The organism is Streptomyces sp. NPDC058674 (genome assembly GCF_042716505.1).
Lineage (GTDB): Bacteria > Actinomycetota > Actinomycetes > Streptomycetales > Streptomycetaceae > Streptomyces.
The window spans coordinates 141,998-159,308 of record NZ_JBHXSC010000002.1; the positions used below are offsets into that span (position 1 = coordinate 141,998).

Consider the following 17,311-nt stretch of genomic DNA (forward strand, 5'->3'; position numbering starts at 1 on the left):
TCTCTGCGCCACACAGATAAATTTGAGGCATGGAGAAAGCGATGTCAACGGAGTTCCCCCGCACGGGTGAGGGATGGAGCCGCGCCGAGCTGCTCGCGCGCATCACCACCGAGAGCCGGCGGCATTACGCCGACCACTCGCTCTTGAACCAGGCCCTGGCCGACCACGTCGGCCTGCACCCCACCGACCTGCAGTGCGTCGCGCTCCTCGACATGGAGCCCGAGCCCGTCAGCACCGGGGACATCGCCCGCCTCACCGGCCTGACCTCCGGCTCCGCCACCCGGCTCGTCGACCGGATGGTCAGGGCGGGCATCGTCGAACGGCACGCCGACCCGCACGACCGCCGCCGCTCCCTCGTCTCCCTCGCGCCCGCGGCGCGCGAACGGATCCGCGCGGCCCGGGAGACCCCCGCCCGGGCCTTCGGCGCCGTACTGGAGGGCTACTCCGACGCGGAACTCGCCGTCATCGGGGACTACCTGCACCGCACGGCCGAGGTGGGACGGGCCCAGGCCCGGCGCCTGTCCTCGGGCAGCGCGGCCTGACCGGACACCGGCCCCCCCGGCGGGAATCGGCCCGGCCCGCCGGTCAGCCCCGCGCCCCGCCCGGCGGCCGGTCCACGATGCCCACATCGGAGAAGAACCGGTACCGCGTCGGCACGTCCGGCAGGAACCAGTGGAAGCCCTCCTCCAGGAAGACCGCCGCAAGGCTCGCCGCGATGGCCAGGCCCAGGAAGCCCAGCGCGAACAGCCCGGCCGACCGCAGCGCCCCCGGCCCCTCCGCCGGCACGCTCCGACCCGCCGTCACGCGGGCGCAGGCCAGCGCGACGCCGACGGCGACCGCCGAGGCCTGGAAGAGGATCAGGGCCCAGACGGACGGGTCCAGGCCGAACACCTCGCCCCCGTGCCCCCTGCCCCCGGGCACGACGTGCAGCAGCGACTGGCGCCACGACGCGAACGCGCCCGCCGTCACCGCGACCAGCGCCAGGCCCCAGCCCGTCATGTAGTCGCGGCCGCCCACCGCGCCGTAGGCGAGCCCCGTGCGGACGACGTACGCCGCGCCCGTCGCCGCCAGCAGCATGAAGATCCGCTGCGCGACGCAGAGCGGGCACGGGTGCTCCCCCAGCACGACCTGGCGGACCAGCGCACCGCAGACGACCCCCGCCCACCCGATGGCGAAGAAGCACGCGAACCAGTACTGGACCCGTCCGAACAGCCCGCCCGTGTCCTCCGCCTCCGGCAGGATGCCGTGCATCGTGACCACCGTCAGAAGCCCAGTCTGGCGGCGAGGCCGCCGGTGACGTGGTGCGCCGTCAGCAGGATCGCGGCGAGCAGCACGAGCCACCACGCCGCGAGCACGACCGCCCGGGACGACTCCCGGCACATGGCGATCAGCGTGGCGAGCAGGCCGCCGAAGATGAGGGTGTCCATGCCGCGGACCGTATCGACGTGCTGACATGTCGCCCGCGAGGCGCGCCCCCCGCCGGCCCCCGTTACGTCAGTTGCCGCGCCGCTTGCGCCTGCCGCGCCGGACCCGCGTCGCGCCCGAGCCGCCGCGGGTCCGTCCGTCCAGCGCGATCCAGACCCGCACCTCGGTCCCGCCGAGCACGGAGCATCCCAGCCGCACGTCGCCGCCGGTCGACTCCGCGACCCGGCGCACGATGTCCAGGCCCAGCCCCGTCGAGCCGTCCCGGCCGCCGTCGTTGCCGCGGCGCAGCGCCGCGTCCGGGTCGGCGATGCCCGGTCCCGCGTCCGAGACGAGCACGATGACCGCGTCCGAGGCGTCGTGGACGTCCACCGCGAAGGGCGTGCCCTCGGGGGTGTGCCGGAAGACGTTGCCCAGCATCGCGTCCAGGGCGGCGGCCAGTTCGGGCCGCGCCACGGGTATCCGTACCGTCCGGTCCACCCCCGCGAGCCGCACCTCGCGGCCCTCGTCCTCGGCCAGCGCCGACCAAAAGGCCATCCGGTCGCGGATCACCTCGGAGGCGTCGCAGCCCGCCCCCGGGCCCGCCGGGCCGGTGGCCGGTCGCTGCTCGCGTGCCGTACGGATGATCGTGTCGACCTCCCGCTCCAGCTGTTCGACGGCCGCCCGGGTCTGCTCGGCGGCCGGACCGTCCCCGAGCGAGGCCGTGTTGAGCCGCAGCACCGTCAGCGGCGTCCGCAGCCGGTGCGAGAGGTCGGCGGCCAGCTCCCGCTCGTTGGCCAGGAGTTGCACCACCTGGTCCGCCATCGCGTTGAAGGCCACGGCCGCCGAGCGCAGTTCCTTCGGCCCGGCCTCCGGGACCCGCGCCCCGAGCCGCCCCTCGCCCAGCTGGTGCGCGGCGTCCGCGAGCCGCTCGGCCGGGCGGACCAGCCGGGCCCCGAGCCGGTCCGCGACGCCGACCGAACCCACGACCAGCGCCAGCCCGACACCGGCGAGCACCAGCCAGGCGGTGGTGACCCCGTTGCTGACCTCGCTCTCCGGTACGAGGATCTCCACCACCGCGATGTCCCCGGACCCCAGCGCGGTCGGCTGGAGCAGCGCGGAGCCGCCGCCGTGCACCGAGGCCGTCGTGGCCCGGCCGATCCGCCGGGTTTCGGCGACGACCCGCTCGCCCGCCCAGCCGTCGCCGATGTCCACGGGCGGCCGGACGTCCGTCGCGGGGAGGTGGACGGCCATCCGCCCGACGGCGCCCATCTGCGTGGTCTCGACCGCCTTGCGCAGCTGCACCGGGTCCGTGGTGATGGACAGGGTCGGCCCGATGGTGGCGGCCTGCCGCTCGGCGTTGGAGAACGCCCGGTCGCTGGCCATCTCCCGGACCACCAGACCGAGCGGGACGGCGAAGGCCACGACCACCATGGCGGTGACCGCGAGGCACACCTTGACCAGGGCCCATCTCATCGGGCCCGGCCCGCTTCCCCGCTCACCGGGGCGGCTCCAGTTTGACTCCGACACCCCGCAGCGTGTGCAGGTAGCGGGGGCTGGCCGCGGTCTCGCCGAGCTTGCGGCGCAGCCAGGACAGGTGCACGTCGATGGTCTGGTCGTCCCCGTACGACTGCTGCCAGACCTCGGCCAGCAGCTCGCGCCGGGCCACGACCACCCCGGGCCGTCCGGCGAGGAAGGCCAGCAGGTCGAACTCCCGCCGCGTGAGGTCCAGTACGGCCCCGTCCAGCTCGGCCTGGCGGCGCAGCGGGTCGATGGCCAGCCCGCCGACGCGCAGGACGCGCGAGGGCGGTTCGGCGGCGGCCGCCTGGGAGCGGCGCAGTACGGCGGCCATCCGGGCGGAGAGGTGCTCCACGGAGAAGGGCTTGGTCAGGTAGTCGTCGGCGCCGTCGTTGAGCAGCCGGACGATCTCCGCCTCGTCGTCGCGCGCGGTCGCGATGATCACGGGGACGTCGGTGATGCCGCGCAGCATCTTGAGCGCCTCCGACCCGTCCAGGTCGGGCAGCCCGAGGTCGAGGATGACCACGTCGAAGCGGTGGTGGGCGACCTCGCGCAGGGCCTCCAGGGCCGTGCCGACGCTGCGCACGGTGTGCGAGGCCTCGGTCAGGTGCCGGATGAGGGCGGAACGTACGAACTGGTCGTCCTCGACCACGAGCACACTTGCCATGGCCCGCACCGTAGTCCATTCGGGCGACCCCGGGAGGTGCCGGGCTGCTCTTGGGGCGGGTGGTGCAGGATGTCCACTGATGCGACGAGGACTTGCACATGCCGCGGCGTGGCTGCTGGCGACGGGGGCCGCGGTCACCCTGTCCTGGTGGGGCGTGCACGCCGTCATGTCCGGGACGGCCTACGATCCGCCGCTCGCGGTGCCCCTGACCGCGCACCCGCTGTCGTCCTCGACGCAGCGGGCGCAGCCGGAGGAGTCGCCCGGCGCCCCGCCGTCCCCCTCCCCGTCGCCGTCGCCGTCCCCCGCTCCGTCCGCCGCGCCCGCCCCGTCGTCGCCCTCCCCCTCCCCCGGCACGCCGTCGCAGGAGCCCGCGGGCGGTTCCCGCCCGGACCGGCCCGGGGTCGGCGGGGAAGACGGCGGGGAGGGGGGCCACGTCAAGGCGTACCCGGTCGCGGGCGGCCGGGTGGTCTTCGACCTGGGGACCTCGTCGGCCGAGCTCGTCTCCGCGACCCCGGCGGCGGGCTGGCGGATGCAGGTGTGGAAGCAGGAGTTCTGGATCAGGGTCACCTTCACCCGGGACGACCGCGAGGTCTCGGTGTTCTGCACCTGGCACGACAGTGCGCCGCGGGTCCAGTTCGACGAACGGTGACGGCGGGCCCCGCCCGCCGCGCCGCCCCCGCGGGCCCTACCGGAAGACCGAGGGCGGCGGCTGCGGGGACGCCACCGCGGAGGCGTCCGCGACCGGGGCGGCGCCGCCGGCGAAGTCCGCGAGGGCGCGGCCGTGCTCGACCCGGCCCGGGTGCGGATCGCTCGCGACCCTGCGGGTGAACTCCGCGACCGGCAGTTCGCGGTCCGCGGCCACCAGGACGGCGTTGCCGAAGCGCTTGCCCCGCCACACCACCGGGTCGGCGGCCAGTGCCAGCTCGCGGAAGCGGGACGCGGCCGTGGCGATCTGACCCCGCAGGTGCGCCAGCGGCGGACCGTCGGCGAGGTTCGCCACGTACCAGCCGGCGGGCGACAGGGCCCGGCGTACCTCGTCCAGGAACTCGGCGCTCGTCAGGTGCGCGGGGGTGCGCGCACCGCTGAACACGTCCGCGATCACCAGGTCGGCCCAGCCGTCCGGCACCTTGGCCAGACCGGCCCGGGCGTCCACCGCCCGGACCCGGATCCGCGCCTGCGGGTCCAGCGGCAGGTGTTCCCGTACGAAGGCCACCAGGGCGGCGTCGACCTCCACGACCTGCTGGCCCGACCGGGGGCGGGAGGCCGCCGTGTAGCGGGCCAGCGTGAAGGCGCCGCCGCCCAGGTGCACCACGTTCAGGGGCTGCCGGGCGGGCGCGCAGAGGTCGATGAGGTGGCCGATGCGCCGCTGGTAGGAGAAGTCCAGGTACCCGGGATCGGCAAGGTCGACGTGCGACTGGGGAGCCCCGTCGACCAGCAGGGTCCAGCCGTCCGCGCGCTCGCGGTCCGGCTGCAGCTCGGCCAGGCCGCCGTCCACCTGCCCGACGACCGCCTCGGCGGCGCCGCGTCCGCGCTGCCTGCCCTTGCCCTTGTCCTTGCCTGCCACCCCGCCATTGTGACCGGTCGACGGCCCGGGCCGGCCGGCGGGCGGTCTGCGGCGGGCGCCCGCCGCCGGGCCGGGGGCCCGGCCGGGCCGCCGCTCAGCGGCAGTTGTCCGCGGCCTCGATCAGCCGGGCCGCCTCGCCGAGCGCGGCCCGCAGCACCTCCGGGTCCGTCACCGGCCCGACCGCCTCCGGGGGGAGCAGCCAGCCGCCGGTACCGCCCGCGGCGGGCGCGGGGGCCTCGTCGAAGCGCATCCCGCGGCCGTTGGTGTGCGTGCACGCGCTGCCCGGCATGTCCCAGGCGTCGGCGGTGCCGGGCGGGACGAGGAAGCCGAGGGTGTCCCCGGCCCCGTCGTGCAGGACCGGCCCGACCCCGCCGGCCCGGCTGGCGGCCCGGCGGATGATGTCCACCGCCTCCAGCCCCTGCCGGGTCGGCACGGTGACCAGGTCAGGCGCTTCGGCGGGGGCGACACCGGGGGCGGTGTCCGTTCCAGTGCTCTCCATGCCGACCTCCACCAAGGGAACCCCTCCTCGATCCGCGTACGACCGGGAACGGGAGTCTCCTCCCGCTCCGCTCGGGTTCAACGCGCGGAAACGTCAACGGGTGCGGCGGCAAGACGCCGCAAAGGATGGCAGTTCATGGCGGATCGCGGGTGAGATATCCGTTTTGTAGCCAAACACAGTGTGAACACCCCGTCACTGGCGGTACGTTCATGCGCGCCGGGCCACTCGCTCCCCACGCGAGGGCATCGGCGCTGCGTTCCACGCCAGAGAGGTCACGTCCATGGCGGCGTCCCCCCACTCACCCAACTCCACGTTCCGGCGGCTGCGCGGACAGCGCTCCCCGGCCGAGTTCGCGGCCCTCGTGCGCCGGGCGGCGAGGGAGATCGGCGAAACGGTTTCCTGCGACGCCCGCTACATCGGCCGGGTCGAGTCGGGGGAGATCCGCTGTCCCAACTACGCGTACGAGCGGGTCCTCCTCCACTTGTTCCCCGGCCGGACCCTGGCCGACCTGGGCTTCCCCCCGCGCGAGGCGGTCCGGGGCCGCTCCGCGCAGCGCACCCCCGCCCCCGCCCCCGCCCACCACCGCACCGGCCCCAAGGAGAGCGACGTGCTGCGTCGCGCGTTCATGGCGGGAGGCTCCGCGACCGTGGCGGCCGCAACGCTCGGCCTGACCCTGCTCGGCGACACCCGCCGCCTCCCCTCCCGCGCCGGGGAGGCCGAGGCCGCGGCCGTCGAGGACGCCGTACGCCAGATCCGGCTGCTGGACGACCGGCACGGGGCGGACGCCCTCTACCGCCGGGCCGCCGAGCCCCTGCGGACCGCGTACGCGCTGCTCGACGCGGGGTCCGCCCGGCAGTCCACCGAGGACCGGCTGCACGCGGGCGCCGGAGAACTGGCCGTCTCGGTGGGCTGGCTGGCCCACGACTCCGGCCGCTTCGACGACGCGCGCTCGCACTACGCGGAGGCGCTGGCGACGGCCCGGGTGGCGGGGGACCCGGGGCTGGAGGCGCACGCCTTCAGCAACATGGCGTTCCTGGCCCGGGACTGCGGCCGCTCCCGCGAGGCGGTACGGGCGGCCCAGGCGGGCCGCCGGGCCGCCCGCGCCGTCGGGTCGCCCCGGCTCCTGTCCCTGCTCGCCCTGCGGGAGGCGGGCGGCTGGGCGGGGCTGGCCGACCGCAAGGCCTGCGAGGAGGCGCTGTCCCGGGCCCACACGGAATTCTCCCGGGGCCCGGGCGACAAGGACCCCGAGTGGATGTCCTTCTTCGGCGAGGCGGAACTGGAGTCCCTGGAGGCCCGGTGCCGGGCGACGCTCGGGGAGTACGCCCGCGCGGCCCGGCACGCCCGCCGCGCCGCCGACCTCCAGGACCCGCACTTCGCGCGGAACGTGGCGCTCTACACCGCCGAACTCGCCGGGGACCTCGCCCACGCGGGCGCCCCGGACGAGGCCGCCTGGGCGGGCGGGCGGGTGCTCGACCTGCTGGCCGAGGTCCAGTCCACCCGGGTCCGGTCCATGCTCGCGGACACCGCCCGCACCCTGGCGCCGCACCGGCGCTCCCCGCGCGTGGGCGCCTTCCTGGCCCGGCACGCGTCCGCTTAGGCCGCCCCTTTCGGATCGCGCCGGGCCCGTGACCGCAGAGGTCCACCGGGTCGGCGGGCCCGGGCCGGCGGGCCCGTGCCGGCGGCCCGGCGGCGCTATCCGTCCAGGTGCCCGGTGTCGTTCCAGCGCTCCAGCGCGGGGGCGCCGTAGGCCCACCCCAGCACCGAGAGGGAGGTCGGCTCCAGGCGGATGCGGGCGCCGAAGGAGGCCTCGAAGCCGAGCCAGCGGGCGGCCAGGGTGCGCAGGATGTGCCCGTGGGCGAAGACCAGGACGTCGCGCTCCGCCGAGCGCGCCCAGGCCACCACCTCGTCGGCGCGGGCCGCGACCTCGGCCACGGACTCGCCGCCCGGCACCCCGTCGCGCCAGATGAGCCAGCCCGGGCGGACCGCCTGGATCTCGGCCGGGGTCATGCCCTCGTAGTCGCCGTAGTCCCATTCCATCAGCGCGTCCCACGGGTCGGCCGACGCCCCGAAGCCCGCCAGGTCGCAGCTCTCGCTGGCGCGCACGAGCGGGCTGGTGCGGACCTCCAGTCCGGCGCGCAGGCCCGCCCACGGGTCCCGGGCCAGCCGCTCGCCGAGCAGTTTGGCGCCCCGCTTCCCCTCCTCCAGCAGGGGCACGTCCGTGCGTCCGGTGTGCTTGCCGAGCTGGGACCACGCCGTCTGGCCGTGGCGGGCCAGCAGGATGCGGGGGGCCATGTGAATTCTCCGGATAGGTGAGAGTCTGCGCGTTTTTACGATGATTCTGTTGCCCGTCCATCATCCATCACGCGTACACCGGGCGGCCCGCGCCCGCCCCCAGCGCGGAACCACCGCCTCCCCCCGGCCGCCGGTTTCCGCGGTAAGTCCACGATTGTCAGTGGCGGATGGGACACTTCCGCGGGTGAGCTCCTACCCGCCCCGCGTCCCTCCGCAGAGCAGCGCGCACCAGGCCCCGCAGCCGGCGACCCTGCGGCAGCGGCTCGCCGATCTGCGCGGACCCGCCGTGCCGCCCCGCCCCCTCGACGCCCGGGCGCTGGCGGCCCTCGCCGCCAATCCCGGCTGCGGCAGACGCGCCCTGCTCGACGGCGCCGGAGTGGACAAGACCGTGCTCGCCGCGGCTCTCGGCTCGCCCGCGGCCTTCGGACAGTCGCAGTTCGCCATCGTCCGCGGGAACTCCTTCGAGGCCAAGGTCAAGGGCGACGGCGGGGCCGAGCTGCTGCGGTTGGTCCACGAGCACCTCGGCGCCGGCGCCGATGCCCCGGGGCCGGACGCCCTGGTCCCCGACCTGACCGCGGCCGGGCCCGAGGGCCGCGCCGCCCGCACCGCCCTGGCCCTGCGCGAGGCGACCGCCGCCCGGGCGTGGACGCTCCTCGACCACCCGATGCTGGCCCTGGAGGTGGCGGGCACCCCCGCCTACCTGGAGCCTGACGCCGTCGTCGTGCATCCCGACGGCCGCTGGAGCGTCGTGGAGATCAAGTCGTTCCCGATGATCGACGGGGCCGCCGACGCGGCGAAGGTCGGCGCCGCGGCCCGCCAGGCCGCCGTCTACGTCCTGGCCCTGGAGAAGACCGCGGAGAAGCTGCCGGGCGCCCGCGCCGCGCACACCGTGCTGCTGGTCTGCCCCAAGGACTTCTCCAACCTGCCCACCGCCGCACCCGTCGACGTCCGGCGCGAGCGCTCCGTGACACGGCGCCAGCTGGAGCGGCTGACCCGGGTCGAGGAGCTGGCCGGGGCACTGCCCGAAGGGCTCAGCTTCGACCCCGAGCGCACCGCCGAGGAGCTGGCCGAGGCCGTCGCTGCGGTGGACGCCGCCTACGCCCCCGAGTGCCTGGCCGCCTGCGAACTGGCCTTCCACTGCCGGGAGAAGGCCCGCGCCGCGGACGAGGTCACCGCCCTGGGGCGTTCCGTGCGGGGCGAGCTGGGCGCGCTGACCACCGTCGAGCAGGCCCTCGCCGCAGCCGCCGGGCGGCCGCACGCGGAACGGGGCACCGGGCCGCACGCCGAACCGGGCATCGCCGAGGACCCCACCGCGGCCGCGCTGCACCGGGCGGCCCGGCTGCGCGCCGAGGCGCTGGCCGGGGTACTGGAGACGGCCGGATGAGCCTGATGAGCACCCTCGCCCGCCTGGAGGCCCTCCGGGCCGGCCGGGCCCAGCCGCTGGCGACCGTACGGCACCGGCACCTGAGCGGGCGCCCGCTGGTCCTCGTCCCCCTGACGACGGCCGGTGAGGCCGGGGCGCCGCTGGGCGCCCTGGTGGGCACCGACCCCGCCGCGCCCCGGCTCCTCGTGGTGCCGCAGCCGCGCGACCGCGACCTGCGCTGGGGGTTCCTCGCCGACCTCGCGGACGTGGTCCTCCCGTACGTCGACGCCTACGCCGACGACGTCGAGTACGTGGAGCGCAACGAGACCGACCCGGAGACGGGCCGCAAGACCAAGGTCGAGGCCGAGCTGTGCCTGGACGCCCCGCAACTGGTCGTGCCGAGCCGGGCGGGCGTCGAATACGTCCGGCTGCTGGGGCGGTCGATGCGCTTCCGGCGGACCGCCGAGGAGGACCCGGAGAATCCCTATCCGGCGCCCGCGCGGGTGCCCCTGCTGGGGCGCTGGTTCACGCACCTCGGGGAGCGCGCGCGGGTGCCCGGCTCGTCCATGCTGCTGTCGGCGACCGACCTGCTGTCCCGGCACTGGGCGAGCGGCCAGAGCAACCTGGAGGACCAGCACCTGGGCGCGCTGCTCGCCTGGACGGCCCCGCCGGAGGGCGAGTCCGGTGCGGAGGCCGCCCTGCGCGCCGAGCTGGGCCGCGACCGGGAGGGGCAGCTGCTCGTGCCGCCCGCCGGCCCGGCCACCGACCCGGCCTTCGACAACCGCGTGCTGGCCCCGGCGATGGCCCGCTACGACGCGGCGCGCACCGCCGAACCCCCGGACGCCGCGGCGCTCGCCCGCGCCGAGGAGCACGTAAGCGCCCTGGTGGAGGCCCAGATGCGGCCCGCGTGGGACGCGGTGTGGCGCTCCCTGGAGCTGGTGCGCGCACTGCCGGCCGGTGAGCGCGCCGAGGAGCGCTGGACCCGCGACCGCTGGTCCTACACCGGCCACCGCGACCGGGTCCGGGCGGGCGAGCCCCCGCAGCCGCGCCGCGACGACGCGGTGACGGCGGCTCAGAAGCTGGCCACCCGGGAGACCGAGCAGGTGCGTCTGGAGGCCCAGGAGGCACTGGACGACCCCCTGGTCATGGCGGGCCGCCGGCTGGCCGGCGAGGCCTTCTCCGGCGAGGTCACCGAGGTGGTGATGGAGTGGACGCAGGGGAAGCGGCCGAGTCCGCGCCCGCTGGTGACGGTGGCCACGGAGGACCGGCCGCAGCTCGCGGAGGAGGGCGGTGCGAAGGTGTACCGGTCGCTCGACGGCCGGCCGCAGTCCGCCCGGTTCGTCCGGTTCGAGGAGGACGGGCAGCTGGTGCTGCGGCTGCTGGACAAGATGGGCCGCGGCAGGGACCCGGAGCCGGGCTCGGTGCCGGAGAAGGGCGACCGGGTGTGCTGGACGCTCTTCGAGCACGACGCGCGCGGCGGACCGAAGCTCCCGGACCCGGAGCGGACCCCGTGGACGCACGGCGGCCCGCCCGGCCACCTGACCGCCCCGACCGCCCCCGCGCCCGACGCCGTGACCGACGAGGACCTCCTGTGACCGCCTTCGACCCGGGTGCGGCCGCCGCGCGGGCGACCGCCGCGATCCTGCACGACACGCTGCACGGGACCGAGCGGGGTGTCGTCGTCGACTCCCCGCCCGGAGCCGGAAAGTCCACCCTCGTGGTGCGGGCCGCACGCGAGCTGGCCGCCGCCGGACGCCGGCTGATGGTGGTGGCGCAGACCAACGCGCAGGTCGACGACCTGGTGCTGCGGCTCGCGGAGAAGGACCCCGGGCTCAAGGTCGGCCGGCTGCACAGCAGCGACGGCGAGGCCTACGATCCCGCGCTGCGCGAGTTGCCGTCGGTCACGCTCTCCGCCAAGCCGGGGGACCTCGCCGGGCTGCCGGTGACCATCTCCACCGCGGCGAAGTGGGCCTACGTCAAGGACGCCGAGCCGTGGGAGCACGCGATCGTCGACGAGGCGTACCAGATGCGCTCGGACGCGCTGCTGGCCGTGGCCGGACTGTTCGAGCGGGCGCTGTTCGTGGGCGATCCCGGGCAGCTCGACCCGTTCAGCGTGGTCGGCGCGGAGCAGTGGGCGGGCCTGTCCTACGACCCCTCCGCGTCGGCGGTGAGCACCCTGCTCGCCCACAACCCGCAGCTGCCCCAGCACCGGCTGCCCGTGTCCTGGCGGCTCCCGGCGACGGCGGCGCCCCTGGTCTCCCGCGCCTTTTACCCGTACACGCAGTTCCGCAGCGGTACCGGCCCGGGCGAGCGGCGGCTCTCGTACGGCGTCGCCTCGGACGGGTCCGGCCCCGACCGGGTGCTGGACGAGGCCGCCGAGGCGGGCTGGGGCCTGCTGGAGCTCCCGGCCCGGCACACCCCGCGCACCGACCCGGAGGCGGTGCGGGCGGTGGCCCAGGTGGTCCGCCGCGCCCTGGACCGGGGCGCCGTGACCTCGGACGAGCACGCGCGGGGCCCGGCCCCCCTCACCGCCGACCGCATCGCGGTGGGCACGGCCCACCGCGACCAGGCGGCCGCGGTCCGCACGGCGCTGGCCGGGCTCGGGGTCACCGGGGTCATCGTGGACACCGCGAACCGCCTCCAGGGACGGGAGTACGACCTCACCGTCGTCCTCCACCCGCTGTCGGGCCGCCCCGACGCGACGGCGTTCCACCTGGAGACGGGCCGCTTGTGCGTACTGGCCTCCCGGCACCGGCACGCGTGCGTGGTGGTGGCGCGGGCCGGCATCGCGGAGCTGCTGGACGACCACCCCTCGACGGAGCCGGTGCAGCTCGGGGTGACGGTGAAGTTCCCGGACGGCTGGGAGGCCAACCATTCGGTTCTCGCACACCTTGCCGAACACCGGGTGTCCTGGCGGCCGTAGTCCGAGCGGCGGACGGCGCGCGGCGGCGGGTGGCATGCCCCGGGTCGCGGGCAGCGGCTCGGCGTGGGCGTCGGGGTGGCGGCTGACGGGGCATCGGCCGCTCACCTGCTCGACCCAGCGGCCACTGTGCCGGTGGGCCTCCCCGTCCGCCTCAGCGCTCGTACGGGCGTTCCAGCGCGTCACGGTCCACGGCGGTGCGCCCTTGCGCGGCGTTGGACAATGGACGGTGGCCCGGCAGCATTTCGCACGCGCAGCACCAGGAGGACACGCATGGCAGAGCCCGAGCGGACCGAGCGCCGGCTGCGGCCCGCGCCGCTGCTCTTCGAGCCCTCGGAAGCCGTCACGGACCCGGAGCACTTCTTCGATCTGGAGTCGATCGACGACCCGCGCGAGCTGCTGACCCGCGCGACGGAACTGACCCTGGCCTTCCGGGCCGCACAGGAACGCGCGGTGGAGTTCCAGGCGATGGCGGCGGCGCAGCTGGCGGACCCGCGGCGCTTCGACCGGCTCTCCCCCGCGGTGATCGCCGCGCAGGCCGACTGGACCGAGGACTACGCCCGCAAGATGATCGAGTTCGGCGAGACCCTCCAGCGCGGAGCCGGCCCGGACGCCCCGTGACCCGCGACCCGCGACCCGTGACCCGCAAGGGGCGCGGGCGGAGCCGAGCGGGGTCGCGCGGGGTCGCCTGGCATATGCGCGGCGCAACATACCGCAGTGCCACCCGCCCTGTCCCCGTTTCCGGTAACTCCCGGGAGCGGTCCTGCTACGGACTGTAGACCTGGGCCATGACGACCCTGACGACGGCTCCCGGCTGCCCCGCCCCCGACGCACGCACCACCCCCGCCACCCGCGTCACCCCGCAGGGCGCGGCCTGGCTCGCCTCGGCGTCGGCCCACCCCCGGAGCACCCTCGCCCTCTGGCAGGCCCGGCCCGCGGCGCCCGCCGTGCTGCCCTGCGGGACCGCCTTCGACGTCGTCAACGTCCCGCTCGTCCTCGGCCGCCGGGTACTGGGCCTGCTCCGGGCCGAGGGTCCCGGCTCCGGGCCGGTCGCCGCGCACCGCGGCCGGCTGCTGCTCTTCGCCGCGCCCGGGACGGCGCACCGGCTGCCCGCCCTGCTGGCCTGGGAGGAGTGGGGAGGTTCCCGTACGGCTCCGGCGCCCCTGTGCCACGGGCGCGGCGACGCCGTCAGCGTGCCGCCGCTGGCCGCCGTGCCCGGCCCCTCCCGCTGGCTCGTGGCCCCCGACACCCGGACGCCCTGGCTCCCCGGCCCCGAGGCTCTGCTCTGGGCCTTCGTCCGGGCCGCCCGCCACACCGGGCCCACCACCGACCTGGGGATTTCGATTTTTCCTTCGGCGGATCCGGATGCTAATGTCTACGACGTCAGCAAGCGCCGCTAGCTCAGTTGGTTAGAGCAGCTGACTCTTAATCAGCGGGTCCGGGGTTCGAGTCCCTGGCGGCGCACAGACGGAAGAAGGCCCCCACCAACGTGGGGGCCTTCTTCGTGTTCCGGTGGGCGTGCGCGCCGCTCAGGTCGTGATCTTCACCGTGTAGGCGCCCGACGGGGTCCGGTCCGCCACCTCGATGGTGATCCGCTCCCCCGGCACGGTGTAGGTCTCGCCGACCTCCAGCGGCGCGTCCGCCAGCGGCGGGTACACCGAGCGGTCCCAGCAGGCCTCGGTCCGCGGATGCGCGTCCAGCACTTCGATCGGGCCGCCGCCCGACGCCGGCTCGTTGCGCACGCGGTAGACCAGTACGCCCTCCGTACAGGTCTCCCCGTCGTTGCCGGCGGAGCCGCGCGCCTCGACGGCGATCGCGCTGCCGCTGCCCGTACGGACGACCGCGAGGCGGGTGCCGCCCGTACCGCCGGTCGGCGGGGTCTGCGCGAGCGGCTGGAGCGTGTGCATCGAGGAGCCCGACCGTACGCAGTCCACCTGGGAGGCCTCCAGCCAGCCCAGCTTCCACTTGTGCCAGGCGAAGAGGTCGGGCGCCATGCCGAACTGGCTGCCCATGACGTCCCAGTCCCCGACGTACGTGTCCCAGTCCCCCTTGCCGTCGGTGGGCCGGTGGTAGAGGTCGGGCAGGTCGAAGACGTGTCCGGTCTCGTGGGCCAGCACGTTGCGGTCCGGGGGGTGCTGCTCGAAGACCGTGACGATCCGGCGCAGGTCCGTGCCGTCCGCGCGGATCGGCCGGTCGAAGTTGACGACCTTCGTGGCGTCGGAGTCCACTCCCGGCGCGTCCGGGTCCGCGACGAAGTACACGACGTCGTACCGGGAGAAGTCCACCCGCACGTCGGCGGTGGCGACCGCGTCCCGGAGGTAGGCCGCCCGGTCCTCGGGCGCCCAGTCGCGCTGTATGCCGTACGCGGTGGAGGGCCTGGGCATCGTGGCCCACTCCCGCTGGGGGTGCGGCACGAGGCGGAAGCGGCCGTACGAGGCCCGCTCGAAGAACTCGCTCGTGGCGGGGAAGTGGTCGCCGGCCACCTCCTGCGGGGTGACGGTGGGGCGGTGGTCGGGGAAGGAGAGGAAGACCATGACCGCGTCGAGGGTGCGCTCGGGCCGGGGGTAGGCGCCGTTCCAGGTGTCCAGCCCCAGGGAGTGGTGGGCCGCCGTGCGCGTCAGTGCGCAGGGACCGGCCCCGGAGTCGGCCACGGCCGGCCCAGCGACGAGCGACATGGCGGCGAGCGCCGTGAGGGAGGTGAACGCCGCTCCGGTACTTCGCAAGCGGGAGCAGCGATCCACTCCCCCGGGTGTCTGCTGTCGCGGCACATCGACCTCCGGTGGTGGATTGGTACCATCTCGTCCACCTTGAGGCGATTGTCGTACCAATGCCCTGTTCCGCTGCCCCACACGAGTGAGGGGTACGTCAAGCCGGTGACCCCCGGCCTTCACGCGACCCTCTACGGAACGTCACGTCCGATCAGCCGAGATCAGCGGAGGTCGCAGCACGTTCAGAGCCGCGCAGAAACGATCACTCCGGTATCGGCCGACGATCCGTCACCTTGCCGAACACCCCTGTTCCGCCCGGCGATGCCGCTGGATGGGCCTCCCGGCAGCCTCTATGATCGGCACACTTTCCTGCACGGACACTCACGAGCACTGCGGGAGCCAACGGTGAGCGGAACCTCAGAGGGAGCCGGATCGGCGGCCGACGGCATCCGATCGGCCATTACGGAGCGTCACCCGCCCGCACCGGCAGCGCCGTCGGTGTCGGTGTCGGTGTCGGCCGCCGGGGCTGTCGCGTCCCCCGCGGCCGTCACGTCCACCGCCGCCGCGGGGCCGTCGTCCCGCGCCCGGTCCGAGCTGCGCGACTACCGGGCCGCCTTCAACGCGGCCCACCTCGCCATGGCCGTCGTCGACCGCGACGGCTTCGTGGTCACCGCCAACCATGCCTTCGCCGGACTGCTGGGCACCGAGCCGCACGCGCTCACCCACCAGTGCGCCGCCGACCTGGTCGACCTGGCCGCCGAGGCCCGCACCTGGGCGGCGTACCAGGAGGTGCTCCGCGGCCGGCAGGCCCGGCTGCGCTGCACCCGCCGCCTCAAGCACCCGGACGGGCACTCGCTGTGGACCGAGGTCTCGCTGGGGCCCGTGCCGGGCACCGGGGACGTCCTGCTGTCCGTCGCGGACATCAGCGACCGGCGCGACCTCCAGGCCCGGCTGCGCCACCTCCAGATGCACGATCCGGTGACCCGGCTGCCCAACCGGGCGCTGTTCTTCGAGCGGCTCTCCGCCGCCCTGGAGGCCGCCTCGTACGAACACGGCGGGGGCAGCGGCCGGATCGGGCTCTGCTACCTGGACCTCGACGGCTTCAAGGCGGTCAACGACACCCTCGGCCACCGGGTCGGCGACCGGCTGCTGGCCGCCGTCGCCGCCCGGCTGACCCAGTGCGCCGACCAGTCCGGCTACGGGCGCACGGGCGGGCACCTGGTGGCCCGGCTCGGCGGCGACGAGTTCGCCCTGCTGGTCGAGGACTCCACGGGCACCGAGCAGCTCTCCGACCTGGCGCGGAGCGTGCTGGCCGCCGTGCAGGAACCGTTCGACCTGGCCGGGCAGCGGCTGTCGGTCTCGGCCTCGATCGGCGTGGTGGAGCGGGCCGCGGCCGGCACCTCGGCGACCGCGCTGATGCAGGCCGCCGACACGACCCTCTACTGGGCGAAGGCGGACGGCAAGGCGCGCTGGACCCTCTTCGACCCGGAGCGCAACGCGCACCGGATGACGAGACAGGCCCTCTCCTCCACGCTGCGCCCGGCCGTGGAGCAGGGCGAGTTCGCGCTGGAGTACCAGCCGCTGGTGGACCTGGAGAGCGGCGCGGTGCGCGGGGTGGAGGCGCTGGTGCGCTGGAACCACCCGCAGTTCGGCACCCTGACGCCGAACCGATTCATCGGCATCGCCGAAGAGGACGGCTCCATCGTCCAGTTGGGGCGGTGGGTGCTGCGGACCGCCTGCGGGCAGGCCCGGCGCTGGCAGCTCGAACAGCCCAGCGACGATCCCGTCTTCGTCTCGGTGAACGTCGCCGTGCGGCAGGTGTGGGACTCCGACCTGGTGGGCGACGTCGCGGAGATCCTCGCGGAGACCGGGCTGGCGCCGCAGCTGCTCCAGCTGGAGCTGACCGAGTCGGCCGTGATGGGCTCGGCGGGCCGCCCGCTCCAGGCCCTCCAAGCACTGAGCGACATGGGGGTCCGGATCGCGATCGACGACTTCGGCACCGGCTACTCGAACCTGGCCTACCTCAGCCGGCTGCCCGTCTCGGTGCTGAAACTGGACGGCTCCTTCGTACGGGGCTTCCGCTACGAGGAGGGCGCCCACCCCAACCCGGCCGACGAGACCATCGTCGAGGCCCTGGTCCAGCTCGCCCACCGGCTGGGCCTGACGGTGACGGCGGAGTGCGTGGAGACCGCCGGCCAGGCGGCACGGCTGCGGCGCGTCGGCTGCGACACCGGCCAGGGCTGGCTGTACTCCCGGGCGGTGGCACCCGAGGTGATCGCCGGCATGATCGACCGCCAGGCCGCCGCCGAGGGCTCCGCGGCCTTCGCGACCCCGGCCGAGGGGCCCGCCCCGCATCCCCGGGTCTGAGGGGTACGGGGC

At 75.4% G+C, this 17,311-nt stretch carries 17 protein-coding genes and 1 tRNA gene; 10 read left to right on the top strand and 8 right to left on the bottom strand.

Going from position 1 to position 17,311, the window contains the following annotated elements; all coding sequences use genetic code 11:
- Positions 1 to 41: 41 nt before the first annotated feature.
- On the top strand, positions 42 to 542 hold the full coding sequence (locus tag ACFWU6_RS01915) for a MarR family winged helix-turn-helix transcriptional regulator (protein ID WP_383808637.1): 501 nt from the start codon (positions 42 to 44) through the stop codon (positions 540 to 542).
- Between the two features lie 43 nt (positions 543 to 585).
- On the opposite strand, the gene ACFWU6_RS01920 is transcribed toward ACFWU6_RS01915, so the two are convergent.
- The 4 genes from ACFWU6_RS01920 to ACFWU6_RS01935 form a co-directional block, all read right to left on the bottom strand.
- Positions 586 to 1,251 (bottom strand): disulfide bond formation protein B, encoded by a 666-nt coding sequence (locus tag ACFWU6_RS01920; protein ID WP_383977621.1) that lies wholly within the window; start codon positions 1,249 to 1,251, stop codon positions 586 to 588.
- Between the two features lie 11 nt (positions 1,252 to 1,262).
- Positions 1,263 to 1,427: a DUF5993 family protein gene (locus ACFWU6_RS01925; RefSeq protein ID WP_383808642.1), complete on the bottom strand. Its 165-nt coding sequence runs from the start codon at positions 1,425 to 1,427 to the stop codon at positions 1,263 to 1,265.
- A gap of 67 nt (positions 1,428 to 1,494) precedes the next feature.
- Positions 1,495 to 2,877, bottom strand: coding sequence for a sensor histidine kinase (locus tag ACFWU6_RS01930; protein ID WP_383977624.1), 1,383 nt, complete (start codon positions 2,875 to 2,877; stop codon positions 1,495 to 1,497).
- A 22-nt stretch (positions 2,878 to 2,899) separates the two neighbouring features.
- Entirely contained in the window at positions 2,900 to 3,586 is a 687-nt protein-coding gene (locus ACFWU6_RS01935; protein WP_383808648.1) for a response regulator transcription factor, read from the bottom strand.
- A gap of 79 nt (positions 3,587 to 3,665) precedes the next feature.
- Between ACFWU6_RS01935 and ACFWU6_RS01940 the strand changes: the two genes are divergently transcribed.
- Positions 3,666 to 4,235: a hypothetical protein gene (locus tag ACFWU6_RS01940; RefSeq protein ID WP_383977627.1), complete on the top strand. Its 570-nt coding sequence runs from the start codon at positions 3,666 to 3,668 to the stop codon at positions 4,233 to 4,235.
- A gap of 36 nt (positions 4,236 to 4,271) precedes the next feature.
- On the opposite strand, the gene ACFWU6_RS01945 is transcribed toward ACFWU6_RS01940, so the two are convergent.
- Positions 4,272 to 5,150, bottom strand: coding sequence for a spermidine synthase (locus ACFWU6_RS01945; protein ID WP_383808653.1), 879 nt, complete (start codon positions 5,148 to 5,150; stop codon positions 4,272 to 4,274).
- Between the two features lie 94 nt (positions 5,151 to 5,244).
- Positions 5,245 to 5,649, bottom strand: a complete 405-nt coding sequence (locus tag ACFWU6_RS01950) for a hypothetical protein (RefSeq protein WP_383808655.1) — start codon at positions 5,647 to 5,649, stop codon at positions 5,245 to 5,247.
- A gap of 280 nt (positions 5,650 to 5,929) precedes the next feature.
- Between ACFWU6_RS01950 and ACFWU6_RS01955 the strand changes: the two genes are divergently transcribed.
- Positions 5,930 to 7,246 carry a tetratricopeptide repeat protein gene (locus ACFWU6_RS01955; RefSeq protein ID WP_383977630.1) on the top strand — a complete coding sequence of 439 codons (1,317 nt, stop codon included), beginning with the start codon at positions 5,930 to 5,932 and terminating at the stop codon, positions 7,244 to 7,246.
- Between the two features lie 95 nt (positions 7,247 to 7,341).
- Here ACFWU6_RS01955 and ACFWU6_RS01960 read toward each other — a convergent pair whose 3' ends face one another.
- Positions 7,342 to 7,941: a histidine phosphatase family protein gene (locus ACFWU6_RS01960; protein WP_383808660.1), complete on the bottom strand. Its 600-nt coding sequence runs from the start codon at positions 7,939 to 7,941 to the stop codon at positions 7,342 to 7,344.
- Between the two features lie 184 nt (positions 7,942 to 8,125).
- Here ACFWU6_RS01960 and ACFWU6_RS01965 point away from each other — a divergent pair, with 184 nt between their 5' ends.
- The 6 genes from ACFWU6_RS01965 to ACFWU6_RS01990 all read left to right on the top strand — a co-directional run bounded on the left by ACFWU6_RS01965 (position 8,126) and on the right by ACFWU6_RS01990 (position 13,688).
- Positions 8,126 to 9,325: a hypothetical protein gene (locus ACFWU6_RS01965; RefSeq protein WP_383977633.1), complete on the top strand. Its 1,200-nt coding sequence runs from the start codon at positions 8,126 to 8,128 to the stop codon at positions 9,323 to 9,325.
- Positions 9,322 to 10,899: a hypothetical protein gene (locus ACFWU6_RS01970; RefSeq protein ID WP_383977635.1), complete on the top strand. Its 1,578-nt coding sequence runs from the start codon at positions 9,322 to 9,324 to the stop codon at positions 10,897 to 10,899. Before ACFWU6_RS01965 ends, ACFWU6_RS01970 begins: the two co-directional genes overlap by 4 nt.
- The gene (locus ACFWU6_RS01975; RefSeq protein ID WP_383977638.1) at positions 10,896 to 12,227 is read left to right on the top strand and encodes an AAA domain-containing protein; all 1,332 of its coding nucleotides are present in this window, start codon (positions 10,896 to 10,898) and stop codon (positions 12,225 to 12,227) included. The genes ACFWU6_RS01970 and ACFWU6_RS01975 overlap by 4 nt, the downstream gene beginning before the upstream one ends.
- 270 nt (positions 12,228 to 12,497) lie before the next feature.
- Positions 12,498 to 12,845 carry a hypothetical protein gene (locus tag ACFWU6_RS01980; protein WP_383808670.1) on the top strand — a complete coding sequence of 116 codons (348 nt, stop codon included), beginning with the start codon at positions 12,498 to 12,500 and terminating at the stop codon, positions 12,843 to 12,845.
- Positions 12,846 to 13,012: 167 nt separating this feature from the next.
- The gene (locus ACFWU6_RS01985; RefSeq protein ID WP_383977641.1) at positions 13,013 to 13,624 is read left to right on the top strand and encodes a bifunctional DNA primase/polymerase; all 612 of its coding nucleotides are present in this window, start codon (positions 13,013 to 13,015) and stop codon (positions 13,622 to 13,624) included.
- Positions 13,615 to 13,688, top strand: a tRNA-Lys gene (locus ACFWU6_RS01990). The genes ACFWU6_RS01985 and ACFWU6_RS01990 overlap by 10 nt, the downstream gene beginning before the upstream one ends.
- A gap of 65 nt (positions 13,689 to 13,753) precedes the next feature.
- Here ACFWU6_RS01990 and ACFWU6_RS01995 read toward each other — a convergent pair.
- Complete coding sequence (locus tag ACFWU6_RS01995; RefSeq protein ID WP_383977643.1) at positions 13,754 to 14,992, bottom strand: M6 family metalloprotease domain-containing protein; 1,239 nt, start codon at positions 14,990 to 14,992, stop codon at positions 13,754 to 13,756.
- Positions 14,993 to 15,337: 345 nt separating this feature from the next.
- Here ACFWU6_RS01995 and ACFWU6_RS02000 point away from each other — a divergent pair, with 345 nt between their 5' ends.
- Entirely contained in the window at positions 15,338 to 17,299 is a 1,962-nt protein-coding gene (locus tag ACFWU6_RS02000; RefSeq protein ID WP_383977646.1) for a putative bifunctional diguanylate cyclase/phosphodiesterase, read from the top strand.
- Positions 17,300 to 17,311: the final 12 nt, after the last annotated feature.